At 53.9% G+C, this 24,089-nt stretch carries 20 protein-coding genes and 2 tRNA genes; 3 read left to right on the top strand and 19 right to left on the bottom strand.

The annotated features are described in order from the left end of the window. Positions 1-23: 23 nt before the first annotated feature. A complete protein-coding gene (locus tag AC6I8E_RS02155) occupies positions 24-770 on the top strand; it encodes an SDR family NAD(P)-dependent oxidoreductase (RefSeq protein ID WP_033781664.1) in 747 nt (248 codons plus the stop codon). A gap of 55 nt (positions 771-825) precedes the next feature. Here AC6I8E_RS02155 and AC6I8E_RS02150 read toward each other — a convergent pair whose 3' ends face one another. The 17 genes from AC6I8E_RS02150 to rlmE all read right to left on the bottom strand — a co-directional run bounded on the left by AC6I8E_RS02150 (position 826) and on the right by rlmE (position 18,827). Continuing rightward, positions 826-2,748: a DEAD/DEAH family ATP-dependent RNA helicase gene (locus AC6I8E_RS02150; RefSeq protein ID WP_013359913.1), complete on the bottom strand. Its 1,923-nt coding sequence runs from the start codon at positions 2,746-2,748 to the stop codon at positions 826-828. A 16-nt stretch (positions 2,749-2,764) separates the two neighbouring features. Next, a complete protein-coding gene (gene yrbN, locus AC6I8E_RS02145) occupies positions 2,765-2,815 on the bottom strand; it encodes a protein YrbN (protein WP_152689941.1) in 51 nt (16 codons plus the stop codon). Between the two features lie 111 nt (positions 2,816-2,926). Continuing rightward, on the bottom strand, positions 2,927-3,811 hold the full coding sequence (gene nlpI, locus AC6I8E_RS02140; RefSeq protein ID WP_010251765.1) for a lipoprotein NlpI: 885 nt from the start codon (positions 3,809-3,811) through the stop codon (positions 2,927-2,929). A 129-nt stretch (positions 3,812-3,940) separates the two neighbouring features. Further along, on the bottom strand, positions 3,941-6,076 hold the full coding sequence (gene pnp, locus AC6I8E_RS02135) for a polyribonucleotide nucleotidyltransferase (protein ID WP_033781662.1): 2,136 nt from the start codon (positions 6,074-6,076) through the stop codon (positions 3,941-3,943). Positions 6,077-6,386: 310 nt separating this feature from the next. Then, a complete protein-coding gene (gene rpsO / locus AC6I8E_RS02130; protein ID WP_003851063.1) occupies positions 6,387-6,656 on the bottom strand; it encodes a 30S ribosomal protein S15 in 270 nt (89 codons plus the stop codon). A gap of 131 nt (positions 6,657-6,787) precedes the next feature. Then, complete coding sequence (gene truB / locus AC6I8E_RS02125) at positions 6,788-7,732, bottom strand: tRNA pseudouridine(55) synthase TruB (RefSeq protein ID WP_497824362.1); 945 nt, start codon at positions 7,730-7,732, stop codon at positions 6,788-6,790. Beyond that, on the bottom strand, positions 7,732-8,139 hold the full coding sequence (rbfA, locus tag AC6I8E_RS02120) for a 30S ribosome-binding factor RbfA (protein WP_147789426.1): 408 nt from the start codon (positions 8,137-8,139) through the stop codon (positions 7,732-7,734). The genes truB and rbfA overlap by 1 nt, the downstream gene beginning before the upstream one ends. 65 nt (positions 8,140-8,204) lie before the next feature. Beyond that, positions 8,205-10,898, bottom strand: a complete 2,694-nt coding sequence (gene infB, locus AC6I8E_RS02115) for a translation initiation factor IF-2 (RefSeq protein ID WP_013359910.1) — start codon at positions 10,896-10,898, stop codon at positions 8,205-8,207. 17 nt (positions 10,899-10,915) lie between these two features. Then, positions 10,916-12,403, bottom strand: a complete 1,488-nt coding sequence (nusA, locus tag AC6I8E_RS02110; protein ID WP_010251792.1) for a transcription termination factor NusA — start codon at positions 12,401-12,403, stop codon at positions 10,916-10,918. 24 nt (positions 12,404-12,427) lie between these two features. Then, positions 12,428-12,880 (bottom strand): ribosome maturation factor RimP, encoded by a 453-nt coding sequence (rimP, locus tag AC6I8E_RS02105; protein WP_010251795.1) that lies wholly within the window; start codon positions 12,878-12,880, stop codon positions 12,428-12,430. 212 nt (positions 12,881-13,092) lie between these two features. Next, a tRNA-Met gene (locus AC6I8E_RS02100) sits at positions 13,093-13,169 on the bottom strand. 59 nt (positions 13,170-13,228) lie between these two features. After that, a tRNA-Leu gene (locus AC6I8E_RS02095) sits at positions 13,229-13,315 on the bottom strand. 37 nt (positions 13,316-13,352) lie between these two features. Next, positions 13,353-13,691, bottom strand: a complete 339-nt coding sequence (gene secG, locus AC6I8E_RS02090; protein WP_003851074.1) for a preprotein translocase subunit SecG — start codon at positions 13,689-13,691, stop codon at positions 13,353-13,355. 217 nt (positions 13,692-13,908) lie between these two features. Continuing rightward, positions 13,909-15,243, bottom strand: a complete 1,335-nt coding sequence (glmM, locus tag AC6I8E_RS02085) for a phosphoglucosamine mutase (RefSeq protein ID WP_013359908.1) — start codon at positions 15,241-15,243, stop codon at positions 13,909-13,911. After that, a complete protein-coding gene (gene folP, locus AC6I8E_RS02080; protein WP_013359907.1) occupies positions 15,240-16,079 on the bottom strand; it encodes a dihydropteroate synthase in 840 nt (279 codons plus the stop codon). Before folP ends, glmM begins: the two co-directional genes overlap by 4 nt. A 79-nt stretch (positions 16,080-16,158) precedes the next feature. Further along, complete coding sequence (ftsH, locus tag AC6I8E_RS02075) at positions 16,159-18,084, bottom strand: ATP-dependent zinc metalloprotease FtsH (protein WP_033731314.1); 1,926 nt, start codon at positions 18,082-18,084, stop codon at positions 16,159-16,161. Positions 18,085-18,197: 113 nt separating this feature from the next. Beyond that, on the bottom strand, positions 18,198-18,827 hold the full coding sequence (gene rlmE / locus AC6I8E_RS02070; protein ID WP_013359905.1) for a 23S rRNA (uridine(2552)-2'-O)-methyltransferase RlmE: 630 nt from the start codon (positions 18,825-18,827) through the stop codon (positions 18,198-18,200). Between the two features lie 127 nt (positions 18,828-18,954). On the opposite strand from rlmE, the gene yhbY reads away from it, so the two are divergent. Then, the gene (gene yhbY, locus AC6I8E_RS02065) at positions 18,955-19,248 is read left to right on the top strand and encodes a ribosome assembly RNA-binding protein YhbY (RefSeq protein ID WP_010251809.1); all 294 of its coding nucleotides are present in this window, start codon (positions 18,955-18,957) and stop codon (positions 19,246-19,248) included. Between the two features lie 106 nt (positions 19,249-19,354). Here yhbY and greA read toward each other — a convergent pair whose 3' ends face one another. Beyond that, positions 19,355-19,831: a transcription elongation factor GreA gene (gene greA / locus AC6I8E_RS02060; RefSeq protein ID WP_010251811.1), complete on the bottom strand. Its 477-nt coding sequence runs from the start codon at positions 19,829-19,831 to the stop codon at positions 19,355-19,357. Between the two features lie 249 nt (positions 19,832-20,080). Between greA and dacB the strand changes: the two genes are divergently transcribed. Continuing rightward, a complete protein-coding gene (gene dacB / locus AC6I8E_RS02055) occupies positions 20,081-21,514 on the top strand; it encodes a serine-type D-Ala-D-Ala carboxypeptidase (RefSeq protein ID WP_010251813.1) in 1,434 nt (477 codons plus the stop codon). A gap of 63 nt (positions 21,515-21,577) precedes the next feature. Here the strand turns inward: dacB and AC6I8E_RS02050 are convergent, their stop codons facing one another. Beyond that, on the bottom strand, positions 21,578-23,842 hold the full coding sequence (locus tag AC6I8E_RS02050; protein ID WP_497824361.1) for a TonB-dependent siderophore receptor: 2,265 nt from the start codon (positions 23,840-23,842) through the stop codon (positions 21,578-21,580). Positions 23,843-24,089 lie beyond the last annotated feature (247 nt).

The following is a 24,089-nucleotide window of genomic DNA, read 5'->3' as shown; positions in this document are numbered from 1 at the left end:
TCATTACGGCGGAGAATGACATAATGAAAGCACTGCAGAACAAAATCGCACTGGTGACAGGCGCCTCAAAAGGGATTGGTGCAGCGATTGCCATCGCGTTCGCCGCAGCGGGCGCCAGGGTCGTGGTCAACTATCGTCAGGACGAGGTGGGAGCGGCAGACGTGGTGAGCGATATCGTCACGCTGGGCAGTGAAGCCGTGGCGGTACAGGCTGATATTTCTCATCTGCGGGACGTGGAACGGCTGTTTGCCACCACCGCAGAGTGTTTCGGCGCACCCGATATTGTGGTGAATAATGCGGGCAGTTTTCATCATGGCGAGTTTGCGGCGCTGACGCCAGAGGAGATGCAGCAGCAGATTAACGTTAACCTGCTCGGCACGCTGCTGGTCTGTCAGCAAGCAATTCGTCACTTTCCCGCGCACGGCGGCAGCATTATTAACCTCAGCGCCCTGAACAGTAAAAACAGTACGCCAGGTTCCGTGCTCTGGGCGGCCACCAAAGGTGCAGTGGATACGCTGACTCAGGGGCTGGCGCGCGAGCTGGGCGCAAAAAATATCCGGGTTAACGCGCTGGCACCGGGCATGATTCTGACCGAAGGATTGCTGGCCGCGAAGAGGATGAGCCCGCAGCTCAAGGCACAGCTGCTGGCGGCTACCCCGCTGGGGCGTTTTGGTCTGCCGGAGGATGTGGCGCAGGTTGCATTGTTTCTGGCGTCTGAAGAGTCCGCTTATGTCAGCGGCGAGCGCGTCATGATCAGCGGCGGTGCCTGACAGGCATAAAAAAAGGGAAGCCAGCGGCTTCCCTTTTCGTTACGACGTTAAATCGTTATGCATCACGACGACGTGGAGCGGCAGCTGCGCCTTCTTCACGACGTGGACCACGGCTACCTTCACGGTTGAAAGTGCGTCCACCGCCTTCACGACCACCTTCACGGCGCTCTGAAGAGAAGCGACGACCACCTTCACGGTTGGCTGCGCCAGGACCGCTGCGACGCTCACCGCCAGCACCGGCTGGACGACGATCGCCACGGCCTTCGTTTGGCTGTGCATCACCCAGCAGCTGCATATTCATCGGTTTGTTCAGAATACGCGTACGGGTGAAGTGCTGCAGCACATCGCCTGGCATGCCTTTCGGCAGCTCGATAGTCGAGTGGTTACCGAACAGCTTGATGTTACCGATGTAACGGCTGCTGATGTCGCCTTCGTTAGCGATAGCGCCAACGATGTGACGAACTTCAACACCATCATCACGGCCCACTTCGATGCGGTACAGCTGCATTTCGCCAACGTCACGACGTTCGCGACGTGGACGATCGCCATCACGGCTGTCACGGCTTTCACGTGGGCCACGATCGCTACGCGCTTCACGGCTGTCACGACGGCCATCACGCTCGTCACGATCGCGGTATTCGCGACGTGCAGGACGTGGTGCTTCTGGTGGCAGAATCAGAGGACGTTCGCCCTGTGCCATCTTCAGCAGTGCGGCTGCCAGAGTTTCCAGATCCAGTTCATCTTCCGGCTGCATTTTAGTCAGCAGAGCACGGTACTGATCCAGATCGCTGCTTTCCAGCTGCTGCTGAACTTTAGCGGCAAACTTGGCCAGACGACGCTCACCCAGCAGTTCTGCGTTAGGCAGCTCGACTTCAGGAATAGTCAGCTTCATGGTACGTTCGATGTTGCGCAGCAGACGACGCTCGCGGTTCTCAACGAACAGCAGCGCACGGCCAGCACGACCGGCACGACCGGTACGGCCGATACGGTGAACGTATGATTCTGCATCCATCGGGATGTCGTAGTTTACAACCAGGCTGATACGCTCAACGTCCAGGCCACGGGCCGCAACGTCGGTTGCAATCAGGATGTCCAGACGACCATCTTTCAGGCGCTCCAGCGTCTGCTCACGCAGTGCCTGGTTCATATCACCGTTCAGCGCGGCGCTGTTATAGCCACTACGCTCCAGCGCTTCTGCCACTTCCAGCGTTGCGTTTTTAGTACGCACGAAGATGATGGCAGCATCAAAGTCTTCTGCTTCCAGGAAGCGAACCAGTGCGTCTGTTTTACGACCGTAAGCGGTCCAGTAACTCTGGCTGATGTCAGGACGCGTTGTCATGCTTGACTGAATACGCACTTCCTGTGGATCTTTCATGAAGCGTTTGGTGATGCGACGAATCGCTTCCGGCATAGTTGCAGAGAACAGCGCAGTCTGATGACCGGCTGGAATCTGAGCCATGATGGTTTCAACGTCTTCGATGAAGCCCATACGCAGCATTTCATCAGCTTCATCCAGCACCAGACCGCGCAGGTTAGAGAGTTCTAACGTGCCGCGTTTCAGGTGGTCAAGCAGACGACCAGGGGTACCCACAACAACCTGTGGTCCCTGACGCAGAGCGCGCAGCTGCACGTCATAACGCTGGCCGCCGTAAAGGGCAACCACGTTCAGGCCACGCATGTGCTTAGAGAATTCAGTGATTGCTTCAGCAACCTGTACCGCCAGTTCGCGGGTCGGTGCCAGCACCAGGATCTGTGGTGCTTTAACAGTCGGGTCGATGTTGTTTAACAGCGGCAGAGAGAACGCCGCAGTTTTACCACTCCCGGTCTGCGCCATGCCTAACACGTCACGGCCCGCCAGCAGGTGAGGAATACACTCAGCCTGGATTGGGGATGGCTTTACGTAGCCCATGCCATTCAGTGATTCAAGGATGTCGGCGTTCAGGCCAAGGTCAGCAAAAGTGGTTTGAATATCAGTCATGTAGTACACGTGCCTCTTAGATTGCGGCGGCCAGTCTACATAACTCGTCGTGAAAACTTTCAGTCATTTTCATCAAAAAGTGTGAACCGGCTCAAATTAGAAGTTTTGACGAACAGAAAAGCCTTCATCCCTTAAGATGATGACTTAACAGGTTTTACAGGCAAATTAAGTTCGTCAGCTATTGCTGGTCAGATTCTGATAAATCGTCTTGTGCCTGGCCGAGTTGCGCCAGTTCCAACAATGCGTATCGGTGTTCAACAAAGTTGTTAACGTTGTTGGCCACCGCCAGTTTGAACAACGCTTTCGCGTCGTCCTTCTCCCCCAGACTTAGGTAGTACTTACCTAAATAGAAGTTGGTTTCACTGAGATGTTCAGCGAGCGAGGTGTTATCCGTTGCGTCCGCCTTGAGACTTTCCATCAACGTTTTCTCGTTGATATCTCCAAGGTAGAACTCGACAATATTCCATCCCCATTGGTCTCTGACCGCTTTGTCGTGACGCTGTTGAAGCGCGACTTTTGCCTTGTCGACATCCATCTCACGTTCAACGAGATAGAGCCACAGACTGCGGAAAGGATCGTTAGGATCGTCTTGATAAAACGCCAGCAGATCATCTTGCGCTAACTTGTATCGACCGCCGTAATAGAGGGCGATACCACGGTTTAAATGCGCATAGTTGTAAGTTGGATCAAGCTCAAGTACAGAATCGAACGCTTCATAGGCGGCATCAAAGTTGCCCGCCTGCGTTAAATATATGCCTAAGTAGTTAAACACTTCGGGCATATCTGGTCTTATAGACAGCGCTTGCGAAAAATCGTTCCGCGCTAATGCCCGCAGACCTAAACTATCATACAACACTCCGCGCTCATATAACAGCTGTGCGCGTTCATCATCGGTGAGAGCGCGACTGGCAAGAATTTGTTCCATGCGCGCCAGTATCACTTCCTGCTGCAGTGTGGGCTGTAAAGGCACTGCAAGAACTTCGTTCTTACGCCAATTGGAGTTGCTGCATCCTGCCAGCGTCAAAGCTGTCGCAACAAAACACCAGCGCAGAAAAGGCTTCATTTCCCACTCCCGAATACAAACATTGGGATAACCATCCTGTCATCCGCCTGCTGTGCACAAGGATTCCCGCCCTCGCGATGATACAAACGCCCCTCTCTGCCAGGCAAAGAGGGGCAAATCAGCAACGACTTATTCAGCGTCAGGCGTGGTCACCGCTGCAGCTTCTTCAGTCTGCGGCTTAGATTCTGTCGCTTCTTTGATGCTCAGACGTACGCGGCCCTGGCGATCCACTTCCATCACCTTAACCGGCACTTCCTGACCCATCTGCAGATAGTCAGTCACTTTCTCAACGCGCTTATCAGCGATTTGTGAAATGTGAACCAGACCTTCTTTACCGCCGCCGATAGCAACGAAGGCACCGAAGTCAACGATACGGGTCACTTTACCACTGTAAATGCGGCCCACTTCGATTTCTGCAGTGATCTCTTCGATACGACGAATCGCTTCTTTCGCTTTCAGACCATCGGTCGCAGCGATTTTCACGGTGCCGTCATCTTCGATTTCAATCGTCGTGCCGGTCTCTTCGGTCAGTGCACGAATCACTGAGCCGCCTTTACCGATCACATCTTTGATCTTGTCAGAGCTGATTTTGATGGTGTAAATGCGTGGAGCGAATTCAGAAATCTCGGTACGCGGTGTGCTGATAGCCTGTTCCATGACGCCCAGAATGTGCAGACGCGCACCCTTGGCCTGGTTCAGGGCTTCCTGCATGATTTCACGCGTGATGCCTTCGATTTTGATGTCCATCTGCAGCGCGGTGATACCTTCACGGCTACCGGCTACTTTGAAGTCCATGTCGCCCAGGTGATCTTCGTCGCCCAGAATGTCTGACAGAACGACAAACTTCTCATCTTCTTTTACCAGACCCATTGCGATACCGGCAACGGCGGCTTTGATTGGCACACCTGCATCCATCAGCGCCAGTGAGGCACCGCAGACAGAGGCCATTGAAGAGGAGCCATTAGATTCAGTGATTTCAGACACCACACGCACGGTGTAAGGGAAATCTTCCGCTTTAGGCATTACCGCTAACACACCGCGCTTCGCCAGACGACCGTGACCAATCTCACGACGCTTCGGCGAACCGACCATGCCGGTTTCACCGACAGAGTATGGAGGGAAGTTGTAATGGAACAGGAAGCTGTCGGTACGTTCGCCCATCAGCTCATCCAGGTTCTGCGCATCACGGGTAGTACCCAGCGTTGCCGTAACCAGTGCCTGTGTCTCACCACGGGTGAACAGTGATGAACCGTGAGTACGTGGCAATACGCCAGTACGCACGTCCAGACCGCGGATCATATCTTTTTCACGGCCATCGATACGTGGCTCGCCATTCAGGATGCGGGTACGAACGACGGTTTTTTCGAGGCTATGCACGATGTCGCCGATTTCTGAACCATCCAGCGTTTCATCTTCAGCCAGCAGCGCAGCAATGGTTTCGTCTTTGATGACGCCAACCTGCGCGTAACGCTCCTGCTTGTCAGTGATGCGGTAAGCATCGCTGATGCGCGCTTCTGCCAGGGCAGCAACACGAGAAATCAGCGGGGTGTTAGCCGCTTCTGGTTGCCAGTCCCAGCGTGGTTTGCCGGCTTCAGCCACCAGAGCATTGATGTTTTCGATAACGATCTGCTGCTGGTCATGGCCAAAGACCACGGCACCCAGCATCTGCTCTTCTGACAGGATCTCAGCTTCAGATTCAACCATCAGTACGGCATTCTGCGTACCGGCAACGACCAGATCCAGACGAGACTGTTTCAGCTCATCTGCGGTTGGGTTCAGAACATATTGATCGTTGATGTAACCGACACGCGCAGCACCAATCGGGCCATTAAACGGCAGACCAGAAAGCGCCAGTGCAGCAGAGGCACCAATCATTGCAACGATGTCCGGATGAACCTGTGGGTTAACAGACACCACGGTCGCAATAACCTGAACTTCGTTAACAAAGCCTTCCGGGAACAGCGGGCGAATCGGGCGGTCAATCAGACGCGAAATCAGGGTTTCGCCTTCGCTTGGACGGCCTTCACGACGGAAGAAGCTGCCTGGGATACGACCAGCAGCGTAAGTACGCTCCTGATAGTTCACGGTCAGTGGGAAGAAGTCCTGACCTGGTTTAGATTTTTTCTGACCTACGACAGTGACGAACACTGCAGTATCGTCCATGCTCACCATCACAGCGGCTGTCGCCTGGCGAGCCATCATGCCGGTTTCCAGCGTGACGGTATGTTGACCATATTGGAATTTGCGTACGATCGGATTCAGCAAAATCAAAGTCCTTAACTTCGGGGCTGGGCTATCTGTAGCCCGCCATTGATTACCAATCTTCAGCTGCATCCTCGCGACTAATGACAACCCTCGACCGCCCCTGCGGTAAAGCCTCTCATTAGCCGCGCGAAATTCTGCAAACTAAAGATCACACTAAGCAACAATACATCAGTTTGGCCCGGATTGCTGCCGATTGCTCGAAAAAAGGGGCCATAAAGGCCCCCTCTTCACGAAACTCGCACAAATCTGATCGTAAGCTGCACACAGTGCAAAAGCTCGCATAATGCCCCGACGATCAGATTCTTCAGACTTAGCGACGCAGACCGAGACTTTCGATCAGGCTGCTGTAGCGTGCAACGTCTTTACGCTTCAGGTAGTCCAGCAGCTTACGACGCTGAGATACCATGCGCAGCAGACCGCGGCGGCTGTGGTGATCTTTTTTGTGCTCAGAGAAGTGACCCTGCAGATGGGTAATCTGCGCGGTCAACAGGGCAACCTGAACTTCAGTTGAACCGCTGTCGTTAGCACCACGGCCATATTTAGCAACGATCTCTGCTTTAGCTTCTACGCTTAGAGACATAATAAACTCCAGTAATAAATGAATGTATGGGTGCCGATCTCTAATTCAGCATCCCGCTTTAAAGCCGCGCTATTCTACTCTGCGCCCGATAGCAACGCAAATGCCCCATCAGCGAAAAGTGAACGCCTGGCTTAATCCTGATACTCAACCACTAAACGACGTGGCGCAAGACGGCCATCATCGGCAATTTCTGCCATACCGATAAATTTACGTGCTTCGCCTTCCGATACCCTGACCAGCCCGTGCGCAGGCGCATTGCTGGCCTGCACCGGCTGTCCCTGGCGGAAAAAATCTGCCACGGCGGGCGGGATATTTACTTCAGGGAAATCAGAAGCGGGACTGTCCATCGGCAACAACAGCGGATCGAGCTGCGTTTCCAGTGGGATGCCCGCTTCTGTGGCTTCCGCCAGCAGGGTATTGAGCTGTTCCAGCGTCACCATCCGTTCATACGGATAACGGGCAACCTGTACACGACGCAGCATGATGACATGCGCACCGCATCCCAGCTTTTCGCCCAGATCATCGATGATGGTACGGATATAGGTGCCTTTGGAGCAGTGAATTTCCAGCTCCAGCTCATTATCCTGCCAGCGAATAAACTGCAGCTCATAGACCGTGATCGGGCGCGGTTCACGCTCAATCACAATGCCCTGACGCGCATATTCATACAGCGGACGACCCTGATGCTTCAGCGCTGAAAACATTGATGGCACCTGCAGCGTGTCGCCGCGGAAGCTCTCAAGGGCGCTATCCAGATCGGCCTGATTGAAGCTGACCGGACGCGTCTGCACGATGTTGCCATCGGCGTCTGACGTGTCAGTGCGTTCGCCCAGTCGGGCAATCACACGGTAGCGTTTGTCGGAATCGAGCAGATACTGCGAAAACTTGGTCGCTTCACCCAGGCAGATTGGCAACATGCCGGTGGCCAGTGGATCAAGCGCGCCGGTATGGCCTGCGCGATTGGCGTTGAAGATACGCTTCACTTTCTGCAGGACATCATTCGACGAAACGCCTTGTGGCTTATCCAGCAACAACACGCCATGGACGTCGCGACCGCGACGACGCGGACGACTCATTACGCCTCCTCGTCATCGCCGGTGGCATCCGGACCACGGCGCTCTGTATCGTTTTTCACGACGCTGGTGACGAGGTTAGACATGCGCATCCCTTCGACTAACGAGTTGTCGTAGAAGAACGTCAGCTCAGGCACGATACGCAGGCGCATCGCTTTGCCAAGCAGAATGCGAATGTAGCCTGAGGCTTCTTTCAGCGCTTTCAGGCCATGCTTAATCGCATCTTCATCTTTGTCGTTGAGGAACGTCACGAACACTTTTGCGTAAGCAAGATCGCGTGACACTTCAACGCCGGATACGGTGACCATCATGCCAAGGCGTGGATCTTTAATCTCACGCTGCAGGATCATCGCAATCTCTTTTTGCAGCTCTTGTGACACGCGCTGCGGGCGACCAAATTCTTTCGCCATCATTATTTCTCCCAAATAATTCGGGAGGCCAGAGGCCTCCCAAATTGCAACACATCAGCAGTCTATTACTCGATGGTGCGTTTAATTTCGATGATTTCAAACACTTCGATCATATCGCCAACGCGAACGTCGTTGTAGTTCTTCACGCCGATACCGCACTCCATGCCATTACGCACTTCGTTGACGTCATCTTTAAAGCGACGCAGAGATTCCAGCTCGCCTTCGTAAATCACCACGTTGTCACGCAGGACACGGATTGGATTGTGACGTTTGATGTTACCTTCCGTCACCATACAACCGGCAATCGCGCCAAACTTCGGTGATTTGAACACGTCGCGCACTGCAGCCAGACCAATGATCTGCTGTTTGTACTCTGGTGCCAGCATGCCGCTCATCGCCGCTTTAACTTCGTCAATCAGGTTATAGATGACAGAGTAGTAGCGCAGATCCAGGCTTTCTGCGTCAATGACGCGACGCGCAGAGGCATCGGCACGAACGTTGAAGCCAAGGAGGATGGCGTTAGAAGCAGCCGCCAGGGTTGCATCGGTTTCGGTAATCCCGCCTACGCCTGAACCCACAATCTTCACCTTCACTTCGTCGGTGGAGAGTTTCTGCAGGGAATCAGAGATGGCTTCCACAGAACCCTGAACGTCAGCTTTCAGAACGATGTTCAGTTCAGACACTTCGCCTTCGGTCATGTTAGCAAACATGTTCTCGAGCTTAGATTTCTGCTGGCGAGCCAGTTTAACTTCGCGGAATTTGCCCTGACGATAGAGCGCAACTTCACGTGCTTTCTTCTCGTCACGTACCACGGTCGCTTCATCACCTGCAGCCGGCACGCCGGACAGACCCAGAATCTCAACCGGGATAGAAGGACCTGCTTCCAGAACTTCGCGACCCAGTTCGTCACGCATTGCACGAACACGGCCATATTCGAAACCACAAAGAACGATGTCGCCTTTGTTGAGCGTACCTTCACGAACCAGCACGGTAGCAACCGGACCACGACCTTTGTCGAGGAACGATTCAATCACTACGCCGCTCGCCATACCTTCACGGATAGCCGTCAGTTCCAGCACTTCCGCCTGCAGCAGGATAGCGTTTAACAGGTCATCAATGCCGGTACCCGCTTTCGCAGAGACATTCACGAACATGTTTTCGCCGCCCCACTCTTCCGGAATAATTCCGTACTGAGTCAGTTCGTTTTTAACACGATCCGGATCCGCTTCTGGCTTATCGCACTTGTTCACGGCAACCACAACCGGCACTTTAGCAGCTTTGGCGTGCTGAATAGCTTCGACAGTCTGTGGCATCACGCCATCGTCTGCGGCAACGACCAGGATAACGATATCGGTCGCCTGTGCACCACGTGCACGCATCGCGGTAAACGCGGCGTGGCCCGGGGTATCCAGGAAGGTGACCATACCGTTGTCGGTTTCAACGTGGTAAGCACCGATGTGCTGTGTAATACCGCCCGCTTCGCCAGAGGCGATTTTAGTGGAGCGGATATAGTCCAGCAGAGAGGTTTTACCGTGGTCGACGTGGCCCATGATGGTCACAACCGGCGCACGAGATTCCTGTGCCGCATCGGTATCACGATCGTCCATTACCGCTTCTTCCAGCTCGTTCTCACGACGCAGGGTCACTTTGTGGCCCATCTCTTCGGCTACGAGCTGTGCAGTTTCCTGATCGATGACCTGGTTGATAGTCGCCATGGCGCCCATCTTCATCATCGCTTTAATGACCAGAGAACCTTTCACCGCCATTTTGTTCGCCAGTTCGGCTACGGTGATGGTTTCGCCAATCACAACATCGCGGTTAACGGCCTGCGCTGGCTTGTTGAAGCCCTGCTGCAGTGCGCTAGGTTTGCGATGCTTACCGCCTTTACCGCCACGAACCTGCGCACGCGCTTCTTCACGGTCAGTTTTGGCTTCGGAATGTTTGTTGCCTTTTTTCGCCGGACGCGCAGCTTTAGCAGTCGTACGCGCACGCGCACGGCCTGCTTCAACCTGACGGTCGTTTTCGTCTTCTGCCTGACGGGCGTGGGTCGAAGTGGTGACGTGATAGTCGCCTTTATCCTCTTCTTCCGGTTTTTCCCATTCAGCTGATTTCTCTTCAGCCAGACGGCGGGCTTCTTCGGCTACGAGGCGGGCAGCCTCTTCAAGCTTACGGCGGGCTTCTTCTTCAGCTTTACGCTTCAGTTCAGCAGCTTCAGCTTCGCGACGGGCTTTGTCTGATTGCGCAGCCCTGGTCACTTCATCGGTAGGTTGATTTGTCACTTTGTCATTTTCCGCTGCTGCACGTTTGGCCTTATCAGCGGCTTCGCGCCTTGCTTTATCTTCGGCTTCACGTTGCGCTTTTTGTTCAGCTTCGCGACGGGCTTTTTCTTCAGCCTCGCGTTGCGCCTGCTCTTCCGCTTCACGCTGCGCCTGGGCTTCAGCTTCTGCCTGAGCTTGCTCAGACTCTGCATCACCTTTCACATAGGTACGCTTTTTGCGGACTTCAATTTGCACCGACTTACTTTTACCCCCGGTGCCTGGAATATTCAAGGTGCTGCGCGTTTTACGCTGCAGCGTCAGCTTAGCTGAACCGACCTGACCGTGTTCACGGTTCAGATGAGATAGTAAGGTTTCTTTCTCTTGCTGGGTCACCGCGTCATTTTCAGACTTAGGGATCCCCGCATCAGCAAATTGCTGTACCAGGCGATCGACCGGAGTCTGAATTTCTGCGGCCAGCGATTTTACGGTTACATCTGTCATGCTGTTCCTTCCTGTTATTACGCGTCATCGCCGAACCAGCAGATATTACGTGCGGCCATAATCAGCGCGCCGGCTTGTTCATCAGACATGCCTTCAATATCCGTCAGATCGTCAACACCTTGCTCAGCGAGATCTTCCAGCGTGCAAACGCCTTTTGACGCCAGGCGGAACGCCAGCGCACGATCGAGGCCTTCAAGATTCAGAAGGTCCTCAGCGGGCTCCTGATTTCCAAGACTCTCTTCTTTCGCCAGTGCCAGGGTGGTTAACGCATTTTTTGCTCGTTCACGCAGGGCTTCAATGGTCTCTTCATCGAGGCCGTCGACTTCCAGCAGCTCGTTGATTGGCACGTATGCCAGCTCTTCCAGCGAGGAGAAGCCCTCTTCCACCAGTACGGTGGCGAACTCTTCGTCGATGTCGAGATGTTTAGTGAACATATCGATCGCTGCATGCGCTTCAGCCTGATGCTTAGCCTGCAGATCATCGACGGTCATCACGTTCAGCTCCCAGCCACTCAGCTGCGAAGCGAGACGCACGTTTTGGCCGTTACGGCCGATCGCCTGAGCCAGATTGCCAGCTTCTACGGCGATATCCATGGTGTGATTATCTTCATCAACCACGATTGACGCCACATCGGCCGGAGCCATGGCGTTAATAACAAACTGCGCCGGGTTATCGTCCCACAGCACGATATCGATACGCTCGCCGCCCAGTTCACTGGAAACAGCCTGAACGCGCGCGCCGCGCATGCCCACACAGGCACCCACCGGATCGATACGTTTGTCGTTAGTTTTGACTGCAATTTTAGCGCGCGAACCCGGATCACGGGCAGCAGCTTTAATTTCAATCAGTTCTTCGCCAATTTCTGGCACCTCAATGCGGAACAGTTCAATCAGCATTTCCGGTTTGGAACGCGTCACGAACAGCTGCGCGCCACGCGCTTCCGGACGTACAGAGTAGAGTACGCCACGAATACGGTCGCCTGGACGGAAGTTTTCACGCGGCAGCATATCTTCGCGCAGAATGACCGCTTCGGCATTGCTGCCAAGGTCGAGGGAAATGTTGTCGCGGTTAACTTTTTTCACCACACCGGTGATGATTTCGCCTTCCTGCTCACGGAACTGATCAACCACCATCGCGCGCTCAGCTTCGCGCACTTTTTGCACGATAACCTGCTTAGCGGTCTGGGTAGTGATACGGTCAAAGGTGACCGATTCAATCTGATCTTCGACATATTCGCCCAGATTGAATGCTTCATCTTCGAAGCGGGCCGCATCCAGCGTGATCTCGCGCGTCGGCTGTGTCACCTCTTCTACGATTTCCCAGCGGCGGAAAGTATCGAAATCGCCACTGCGGCGATCAATGCTGACGCGTACTTCAATTTCCTGCTCGTACTTTTTCTTGGTCGCAGTCGCCAGCGCGCTCTCCAGCGCTTCGAAGATTTTCTCACGCGGCAGGGCTTTTTCGTTAGAAACGGCTTCTACAACAGCTAAGATCTCTTTGTTCATCCTGGTTAGCCTCAATCCGGACTTTTAAAAGTGGGGGACCAGGTTCGCTTTCTGAATATTACTCAGCGCGAACACTTCATCGCTACCCTCAACGTGCACCGTGATCATCTCGCCATCAACTGACTTGATGGTTCCCTGCCATTTACGGCGGTTCTGAACGGCCATACGCAACACCAGACTCACTTCTTCACCCATAAAACGGGTGTAGTGTTCTGCGGTGAACAGAGGACGATCGAGTCCCGGTGAAGAGACTTCAAGGTTGTAAGGTACCGTAATCGGATCTTCAACATCCATTACCGCACTTACCTGGTGGCTGACATCGGCGCAATCATCGACATTGATGCCATCTTCACTATCAATATAGATGCGCAGGATAGATGTGCGACTACGAACGAATTCAATTCCAACCAGTTCGTAACCCAGCGCTTCTACGGGAGCCGATACCAACTCTGTCAATTTTTGCTCTAATGTGGACAAGCCCACCCCCAAGACATAAAAAAAGGGCCTATAGCCCAGTATTACGATTCGCTAATAACAAAAAACCCCGAATATTCGGGGCTTTTAGTCACTGGACCCTGTATGCCGCAATGCGGCCCGGACTCCATCCAAAGAATTTTCTTTCAAAAAATAGCCGTGAATGCGTCCGTCGATGCATACAGTATATTTGAAAAAGAACTCAAAGGGAAAATTGGTTGCGGGGGCCGGATTTGAACCGACGACCTTCGGGTTATGAGCCCGACGAGCTACCAGGCTGCTCCACCCCGCGTCCGAAAACGTGGCGAATAATACGCCAGACCTGCATAAAATGCAAGAGATAATGCTATTTGGTACCGAGGACGGGACTTGAACCCGTAAGCCCAATCGGGCACTACCACCTCAAGGTAGCGTGTCTACCAATTCCACCACCACGGCACTGCACTGACCACAACGATTCGTTGTGCTGACGACCTTACTTAGGAATATCGCTGCCCGGTGTAACCGGTTGAGCTGGCTTTTCAGTCTGTTGAGAAGACTGCGCCGGCGCAGAAAGATTTTCCCACTCGCTTCCTTTCGAGGCTTTATTGCTGTTCAGATTACCCAGAACCAGGCTGATGATGAAGAACAGTGCCGCTAAGATGCCAGTGGTACGGGTCATGAAATTACCTGAACCCGAAGAACCAAACACCGTACCGGATGCGCCTGCACCGAATGAGGCTCCCATATCAGCGCCTTTGCCTTGCTGCAGCATGATCATACCCACGAGGGCGATAGCCACAATAAGGAAAACAACTAAAAGAGCTTCGTACATATTCAACCTGTTCCTTGCACGATAATCGTACAGTTAAAGCTTCAACCAGTATTGATGGGGCGTCTCGTCATCACCCATCAGAAGCGGGTGTGAATACTAACCAAAGGCGCATATCTCTGCAAGTGCAATTTCTCTTACGCAAACTGATTGCAGAAAAAAGCGCCATCCCGGTGATTTTACAGGCGGATCCGCATTCTGATAACCGCCTTTAAGAGGTTTAAACCGCTTTGACCTGATCGGCAATACGATTAGCCAGTTCGGTGACCTGCGCCTCATTTTCGCCTTCGACCATCACACGAATCAGCGGCTCAGTGCCTGACTTACGCAACAGAACGCGTCCGCGACCCGCCAGCGCTTTTTCAACATCGGCGGTGACCGTTTTGACGGCGTCGCTTTGCAGCGGGTCATGCTCGCCCGCGAAGCGTACGTTGACCAGCACCTGCGGCAGCATCTTCATACCACTGCAGAGATCGTGCAGGCTCATGTGGTTACGCACCATCGCAGTGAGCACTTGCAAACTTGCCACGATACCGTCGCCTGTGGTGGTTTTATCCAGCAGGATCACATGACCGGAGTTCTCCGCGCCGAGACGCCAGCCCTTCTCCTGCATCTTCTCCAGCACATAACGGTCACCGACTTTGGCACGGGTAAACGGAATGCCGAGCTGTTTCAGCGCTAATTCCAGGCCCATGTTGCTCATCAGCGTACCCACTACACCGCCACGTAACTGCCCCTGACGCAGCGCTTCACGTGCAATGATGTAAAGGATCTGGTCACCGTCAACTTTGTCACCCAGATGGTCAATCATCATGATGCGGTCGCCGTCGCCGTCATAGGCCAGGCCAATATCCGCCTTCTCTGCCAGTACGCGTTGCTGCAGCAGTTTAAGATCGGTCGCACCGCACTCTTTGTTGATGTTCATGCCGTCTGGCTGCACACCGATTGCGATGACGGTTGCGCCCAGCTCGCGCAGGACATTCGGCGCAATGTGGTAAGTCGCACCATTGGCACAGTCGACCACAATTTTCAGGCCATTCAGATTGAGCTCGCTGGGGAAAGTCCCCTTACAGAACTCAATGTAACGCCCTGCTGCATCGACGATGCGGCTGGCGCGCCCTAACTGCGCGGACTCCACGCAGGTAATCGGCTTTTCCATCTCCAGCTCAATCGCTTCTTCCACGTCATCAGGCAATTTGGTGCCTTCGGACGAGAAGAATTTAATGCCGTTATCGTCAAATGGATTGTGCGACGCTGAAATAACGATGCCCGCCTCAGCGCGGAAGGTTCGGGTCAGATAGGCGATGGCGGGGGTCGGCATCGGACCGGTAAACGCAGCGGTCAGGCCCGCGGCGGCGAGACCCGCTTCCAGCGCAGACTCCAGCATATAGCCAGAGATACGGGTATCTTTGCCGATGATGATCTTTTTGGAACCGTGGCGCGCCAGTACTTTACCCGCGGCCCAGCCCAGCTTCAGGACGAAATCTGGCGTGATAGGTGTTTCACCGACTTTGCCGCGAATGCCGTCTGTACCGAAATATTTACGATTACTCATGATGTTCCTTTTGCTCTTCGGGTCGCTTCGACCACGCGCATCGCTTCGGCCGTCTCTTTTACGTCATGGGCGCGAATAATCTGCGCGCCCTGCATGGCAGCAATCACCGCGCAGCTCAGGCTGCCGGTTAAACGCTGTGACGGGCCGACATTTAACAACTGGCCAATCATCGATTTACGCGACATCCCCACCAGCAGTGGCAGACCAAAGTGGTGAAAATCGCTGAGATGAGCCAGCAGTTCATAATTGTGGCTGAGATTTTTACCGAAACCGAAGCCCGGGTCGAGTATCAGCTGCTCTTTTTTCATTCCCGCCGCTTCGCAACGCGCAATCTGCTGAGCGAAGTAAGTGTCCACTTCGCTTAAGATGTTTTCGTAAACCGGTGCCTGCTGCATGGTGCGCGGTTCGCCCTGCATATGCATTAAACAGACAGGCAGTCCGGTTGCGGCGGCGGCTTCCAGCGCCCCCGGTTCGGAGAGTGAGCGGACATCGTTAATGATGTGAGCACCCACTCGCGCGGCTTCCCGGATCACGTCCGCTTTAGAGGTGTCTACTGAAATCCAGACTTCGAAACGCTGGGCGATGGCATCGATCACCGGAATGACCCGCTCCAGCTCCTCCTCCACACTGACCTCATCAGCGCCAGGACGGGTTGATTCGCCGCCTACATCGATAATGGTTGCGCCGGCGTTGACCATTTCATTGGTATGCGTCAGCGCATCGACCAGCGCGTTATGTTTACCACCATCTGAAAAGGAGTCCGGCGTGACATTCAGAATGCCCATCACATGAGGAAACGATAAATCGAGATGGGAATCACGGGCAAACAACTTCATGGTGAAAACTCCTTGCTGATCAATATCTGGATGTAAAAAACCCCGGACCAGCCGGGGTTTTGTCTGACGATGATGCGTCTTATTTGTTGTACTGCTCTGACATGGTATTGCCTGGGTTCGGCGTACGCGGTTCATCAACCGGACGTGGCGCTTTTGGCGTACCGTTGCTGTCTGAGTTGCTGCCTGGATCTTCCCAGCCCGCTGGCGGACGCACTTCGCGGCGTGCCATCAGGTCGTCGATCTGTGGTGCATCAATGGTTTCATACTTCATCAGCGCGTCTTTCATCGCGTGAAGAATGTCCATGTTCTCACCCAGAATGCGGCGAGCACGCTGGTAGTTGCTGTCGATCAGGTGTTTAACTTCCTGGTCGATGATGCGGGCTGTTTCATCAGACATGTGTTTCGCTTTCGCGACAGAACGTCCAAGGAACACTTCACCCTCTTCTTCTGCATAGAGCAACGGACCCAGTTTTTCAGAGAAGCCCCATTGCGTCACCATGTTACGTGCCAGATTCGTCGCGACTTTAATGTCGTTGGACGCGCCGGTAGAAACATGTTCAACACCATAGATGATCTCTTCTGCCAGGCGACCGCCATACAGCGTTGAGATCTGACTTTCCAGTTTCTGACGGCTGGCGCTAATCGCGTCGCCTTCAGGCAGGAAGAAGGTCACACCCAGCGCACGGCCGCGCGGGATAATCGTGACTTTATGCACCGGATCATGCTCTGGCACCAGGCGGCCAATAATGGCGTGGCCCGCTTCGTGATAGGCAGTGGATTCTTTCTGCGATTCCGTCATCACCATGGAGCGACGTTCCGCACCCATCATGATTTTGTCTTTCGCTTTCTCGAACTCAACCATCGACACCACACGCTTGTTTGAACGAGCGGCGAACAGCGCTGCTTCGTTCACCAGGTTAGCCAGATCGGCACCTGAGAAGCCTGGCGTACCACGTGCAATGATTGCGGCGTCAATGTCGGTTGCCAGTGGCACACGACGCATATGCACTTTCAGGATCTGCTCACGACCACGTACGTCTGGCAGACCGACCACAACCTGACGGTCAAAGCGGCCTGGACGCAGCAGCGCAGGGTCCAGTACGTCAGGACGGTTAGTCGCGGCGATAACGATAATTCCTTCGTTACCTTCGAAACCATCCATCTCAACCAGCATCTGGTTCAGCGTCTGCTCACGTTCATCATGACCACCGCCTAAACCGGCGCCACGCTGACGACCGACGGCATCGATCTCATCGATGAAGATGATGCACGGTGCGGCTTTCTTGGCCTGTTCGAACATGTCGCGCACACGTGATGCACCGACACCGACAAACATTTCCACAAAGTCAGAACCAGAAATAGTGAAGAAAGGCACTTTGGCTTCACCGGCAATCGCTTTTGCCAGCAGGGTTTTACCGGTACCCGGCGGCCCCACCATCAGAACGCCTTTTGGAATTTTACCGCCCAGCTTCTGGAAACGGCTCGGCTCACGCAGATATTCCACCAGCTCAGCCACTTCATCTTTCGCTTCGTCACAACCCGCAACGTCGGCGAAAGTGGTTTTAATCTGGTCTTCTGTCAACATGCGGGCTTTGCTTTTGCCGAAGGACATCGCGCCCTTACCGCCGCCGCCCTGCATCTGACGCATAAAGAAGATCCACACACCGATCAGCAGCAGCATCGGGAACCACGAAATGAAGATGGAAGCCAGCAGGCTCGGTTCTTCCGGCGGTTCGCCAACCACTTTGACGTTTTTGGTCAAGAGGTTATCGAGCAACTTAGGATCATTGACAGGAATGTAGGTGGTATATTTATTGCTGTCTTTTTTGACAACGTTAATTTCACGCCCGTTAATACGTGCCTCGCGGACCTGATCCTGGTTCACTTCCGACAGGAAGGTTGAATAATCAACCCGACGGCCATTCGACTCGCTGGGCCCAAAGCTCTGGAATACTGACATCAGCACGACCGCGATGACTAACCAGAGAATCAGGTTTTTCGCCATGTCACTCAAGGGATTAACCTCATATTACATCGGTGTTAACAGATAGCGTAGGGTACTATAGTTCCTGCATACATGGAATCGCAGCAAAGCTGCGGACATCTCCAGCAATTTGGTTATAGTTTGCGCCCAGTCGCCACAATGTACACTTCACGTGAACGAGACCGTGAAGCGTCCGGCTTACGAATTTTTACTTTCGTAAACAGGGAGCGAATTTCCCGCAGGTATTCATCGAAGCCATCTCCCTGAAACACTTTCACTACAAAACTGCCGCCAGGTGCCAGGATATCCCGACACATCTCCAGCGCCAGTTCCACTAAATACATCGACCGGGGAATATCTACGGCAGGTGTACCACTCATATTCGGCGCCATATCGGACATGACAACCTGAACTTTCTGATCGCCAACGCGCTCAAGCAGCGCATTGATTACCGATTCTTCACGAAAATCGCCCTGAAGGAAATCGACACCGACTATCGGATCCATTGGCAGGATATCACAGGCAATGATGCGGCCTTTATTCCCGATTTGCTGAACCACATACTGCGACCAGCCACCAGGTGCAGCACCCAGATCTACCACGGTCATGCCGGGTTTGAAAAGCTTGTCACCCTGTTGTATTTCATCAAGTTTAAACCAGGCGCGCGAGCGCAACCCTTTTTTCTGCGCCTGAAGCACATATTTATCGCTAAAGTGTTCCTGAAGCCAGCGGCTGGAGCTGGCCGAACGCTTTTTACCCGTCATAATAATTCCAGTTAAATCGTCATCGTAGCGATAAACCTGCACGCAATGGGTTGCGTCGATTTGGTGATATACCCGAGATGGCGGTAGAATGAACCGTTTTCAATCCCTGAGTAAGTAAAAAACTACGATGAATCTAAGTACCAAACAAAAACAGCACCTCAAGGGCCTCGCCCATCCGCTCAAGCCAGTAGTTATGCTGGGTGGCAATGGCCTGACTGAAGGCGTGCTGGCCGAAATCGAGCAGGCTCTGTCGCATCACGAACTGATTAAGGTAAAAATCGCCTCTGAAGATCGTGAAACGAAACAGCTGATCGTCGAGGCTATCGTGCGTGAGACCGGTGCCAGCAACGTACAGGTGATCGGCAAAACGCTGGTGCTGTATCGCCCCTCTAAAGAGAGCAAAATTTCTCTGCCACGCTAAGTGGGCAAAGAAAGTGACATGCTCTTACCTCAGATAAAAGGCCGCAATGCGGCCTTTTTCCTTTCTTTACATTGTGCTTAAACGCTTTTCAAAGCGTAGCAACATCTTAAAGGTATTCCACCTTCAGGATCTCATACTCAACGTCGCCGCCCGGGGTTTTTACGATAGCCACATCATCGGCCTCTTTACCCACCAGGCCACGCGCCATTGGCGAATTGACCGAAATCAGATTTTGCTTAAAGTCCGCTTCGTCATCGCCCACGATGCGATACGTGGCTTCTTCGTCGGTCTCGACGTTCAGCACGGTCACCGTGGCACCGAAGATCACGCGGCCGGTTTTCGGCATCTGCGTGACATCGATAACCTGCGCATTGGAGAGTTTGGCTTCAATCTCCTGAATACGGCCTTCACAAAAGCCCTGCTCTTCACGCGCAGCGTGATATTCCGCGTTCTCTTTTAAATCGCCATGTTCGCGTGCATCAGCGATAGAGGCGATAATGCGCGGGCGCTTCACGGTTTTCAGCTCGTTCAGCTCTTCGCGCAATCTTTCAGCGCCTCTTAACGTCATCGGAATCTGATTCATTTAAGCTCCTCGCCCTCTTTCCTGTTTAACGATGTCATCCTGACCGGTGACCGCAGAAAAAAGCGCTCTGCGGCGCATTAGCCCGTTTTTGCAAATAAAAGAATCCTGACCCGGAGATGCCTCCAGGCCAGAAAAGAGTTTTGCAATTTGATACGTATTTTACCCCAGAGTTCCCTGCGGGTCATCGTTTACTTTGCACCGCCCAGCGACGTAGTATTGACGCCCTCACCTGCCAGTTACCGCGAGATTATGCGATTTTCACGACTTGTTACCGGATTAAGCTGCGCATTTATGCTGCAGGCACACGCAGCGCCAGTTGATGAATACATGCAGTACCTGCCAGATGGCGCCAATCTGGCGCTGATGGTTCAGAAAGTGGGTGCATCAACACCGATCATTGATTACCACGGCAAACAGATGGCCCTGCCCGCCAGTACCATGAAAGTGGTGACGGCGCTGGCGGCACTACTGGAACTGGGTGGCGATTTCCGTTTTCAGACCACGTTTGAGACCCGGGGTGCCATTATAGATGGCACCCTGAACGGCGATTTAGTCGCACGTTTCGGCGGTGATCCGACGTTAAGCCGTCAGGATCTGCGCAACATGGTCGCGGCGATAAAGAAGCAGGGCATTAACCATATCAAAGGCAATCTGGTTATCGACACCTCGGTTTTTGCCAGTCATGACATGGCACCGGGCTGGCCGTGGAACGATATGACCCAGTGCTTCAGCGCCCCGCCGGGTGCCGCGATTGTAGATAAAAACTGCTTCTCGGTGTCGCTCTACAGCGCTAATACGCCGGGTGAAAATGCGTTTGTGCGCATCGCTTCCTATTATCCGGCGCATATGTACAGCCAGGTCCGCACCATCGGCCGTAACAGCGGTGAAGGGCAATATTGTGAACTGGATGTGGTGCCGGGTGAGCTGAACCGCTACACCCTGACAGGCTGTATGCGCCAGCGTGCCGAACCGCTGCCGCTGGCCTTTGCGGTGCAGGATGGCGCGGCGTGGGCGGGTGAAATCCTGAAGGCAGAGCTGCGGTCATCAGAGATTGACTACAGTGGCCATCTGGTACGCCAGACGCAGGTCACGGAGCCAGGTACTGTACTGGCATCGACCCAGTCTGCGCCGCTGCATACGCTGCTGCACACCATGCTGAAGAAGTCAGACAACATGATAGCCGACACGGTCTTCCGCACCATTGGTCATCACTACTTCAACGTGCCCGGTACATTCCGCGCCGGACAGGATGCTGTCCGCCGGATCCTGAAAGCCAAAGCCAATGTGGATATGGGCAACAGCATTCAGGTCGATGGTTCCGGTCTGTCGCGCCACGATCTGATTTCGCCGCAAACCATGATGCAGGTGTTGCAGTTCATTGCGAAGAATGACAACACGCTGGATTATATTTCGATGCTGCCGCTGGCGGGTTATGACGGCACGCTACAGTATCGCGGCGGACTGCATGAAGCGGGACTGGATGGCAAGGTCTCGGCGAAAACCGGTTCACTGCAGGGCGTCTATAATCTGGCGGGCTTTATTACCACCTCCAGTGGTGCCCGTGTCGCCTTTGTTCAGTTCCTTTCCGGTTATGCAGTGCCGCCGGAAGATCAACGTACCCGCCGTATTCCACTGGTACGTTTTGAGAGCCGACTCTACCGCGATATCAATCAGAACAACTGATAAAGCAGAGATAAAAAACGCAGCGGGCGATCACCCTGCTGCGTTTTTTTATGGCTGAACCGATCAGAAGCGGGTGTTCATGCTCATATAAAATGTGCGGCCCGATTCGTTAAAGGTATTGGCTCCCGCGCCGTAGAGGTAAGCGCCGGTGGTGGCATTGCCGGTAGTCTGCGCATTGCCCTGACGGAAATGACGCTTGTCGAACAGGTTGTCGATACCGACCGTGAGGCTGGCATACTGATTAACATCATAGGTGCCGCTCATCCCCACCACCGAATAGGGGCTGACCTGATCGGTCGCGCTGCCGGTTACGGCGTTACCCTTATAGTCATACTTCTTCGGCACCTGTTTACCGTACCAGGTCAGGGTTGTCTGGAGGGAGAGATCCTGCGTCGCCTGCCAGCTCAGCGTCGAATTGAGCGTATACGCCGGAATAATTGACAGACGATCGCCAGTCTCTTTATTTTTGCTTTGCAGCATATACGTGAAGTTGTTGTTCCACGTTACGCTGTCGGAGAACGGGACGTTAACCGTACCTTCCAGCCCCTCAACCACCGCTTTTGGCACATTTTCCCATTTGTAGATGTCGGTTTTGCCGTTAGACGCGGTGCCGGTGGGAGCCGTGCCTGCCTCAATCTTGTTGCGATAGTCGTTGCGGAACCAGGTCAGACCCGCCTGATAGCCGTCGCGCTTCCATTCAAGTCCAATCTCTTTATTGATGCTGTTTTCCGCTTTCAGGTCATCATTACCCATCAGATAACAGGCACCGGCACTGGCCGCGCAGCCCTGACCATTGCTGTAAAGCAGATAGTTCGGGTTGGTCTGGTAGAGGCTCGGCGCTTTATAAGCGCGTGCAATGCCCATTTTCAGGGTGACCTCATCGCCTAATCCCTGTGAGAGGTTGAGCGACGGGCTCCAGTTATCGCCGACAATCGAATGGTGATCGAAGCGCAGGCCTGGCGTCAGCATGGTGCTGTCGGTCAGCTCAATATTGTCTTCCGCAAATAGTGAGAAGATCTCCGCCTGCGAATAGGGAGAGCGTCCGGTGGTGGCGATACCCGGAATCGAACCGTAGCTGGCGGCCTGCGTCGTTGAGGACGGATCCTTCATCCGTTGCTGATTCCATTCTGTGCCAAAGGTTGCGGTCTGATTCACAAGCCACTCAAACGGCACGCTGATCTCGCTGTGCAGCAACACATCATCCAGCTGGATGGTGTTGAAGTTGCTGTTGGAAAAGATACCTTCAGTGCCGCCCGCCAGCCCTTCATTCAGGCGCGAGTTACGGGTGTTTTCATACTGCGCATAGGTATTGGTGCTGATGCCATTACCCCAGGCGCCGGTCCACTTAACCGAAAAGTTCTGCCGATAGAGCCGGTTGGTCTCGTCACCATATTTGCTTTTCACAAGCGCGTTGGTATTGGTGTTCTGGGTGTCGCCAGCATAGAGGTTGCCCTGCCGGCTGTAACCGGCCCCCACTTCCAGCGCCTGCATTGGTGCAAACGCCCAGCGCAGCAGGCCATAAACATCTTTATTGACTGAACCTTCCCGGCCCGCCGGATAGGATCCTGCATAACTGCCGGTGCGGTCAGCGGCGTGACCTTCATTGATGTCGTAAGCGTCGGCCTGCGTTTTTGCCAGACCGCCATAGAGCCGGAAACTGACATCATCGCCCAGCGGTCCTTCAAGACTGAAGTTGGTACGCCGCGTCGCGCCCTCCTCCTTGTGTTGCGGCACGTTGTAATAGGCGCTCCACGAGCCGTGCCACTGATTATCCATCTCTTTTTTGGTGATGATATTGACCACGCCACCCGCCGCACCATTGCCGTAACGGGCCGCTGCCGGACCGCGGATGACGTCAATGCGGTCAATGATCTCTGGCGGTACCCAGTTCGTATCGCCACGTGTGTCGCGCTCACCGCGCCAGCCAAGCCGCACGGAATTACGGCTGGTTACCGGCAGGCCATCGATCAGGATCAGGGTGTTTTCCGGTCCCATGCCACGGATATCGATCTGACGGTTGTTTCCGCGCTGGCCGCTGGTGGAGTTACCGGTCAGGTTGACACCCGGCATGGTGCGGATAATTTCGGCAACGTCGCGCGCAGGGGGATGTTTTTTTATTTCGTCGGCGGTAATCGTCGATACGCCAGGTGCCTGCAGCGTCTGCTCAGCGGCGGTGACCGTCATGGTGCCGTCGTGGATCGTATCTGACGTGTTGTTGATCGCCGGGTCGCTGTGGGCTTGGGCAGCCACTGCGCCAGCAGAAATGAGAGAGGCAGTAAAACCCAGTTCAATCATAATGGCTAACGAAAGCCGGGATAACTTTTTCATTTTTCTGTTCCTGGAGTGCCAGCGAGCATGCCACTGCCGGCGTACCGGTAAAAAGGTCATAACCTTGCCTGCAACGCATTAACCCTCCCGCCACACCTGCTTCAGAACCGCGTTACGTCCGTCTGAAATCCGATGCGACAGAGAGAATGCGCGCGCTCCCTGTCGAGCGGAAACACCCTATTGCAAATGCAAATAATTATCAATACTATTATCTGTAACATGCATGACCCTAAGCAAGTGTGATTGA

Source organism: Pantoea sp. X-Soil-YNGN-785, from assembly GCF_059730585.1.
The sequence above is the reverse complement of the archived record's forward strand: the minus strand, read 5'-3'. Positions and strand labels throughout refer to the sequence as shown.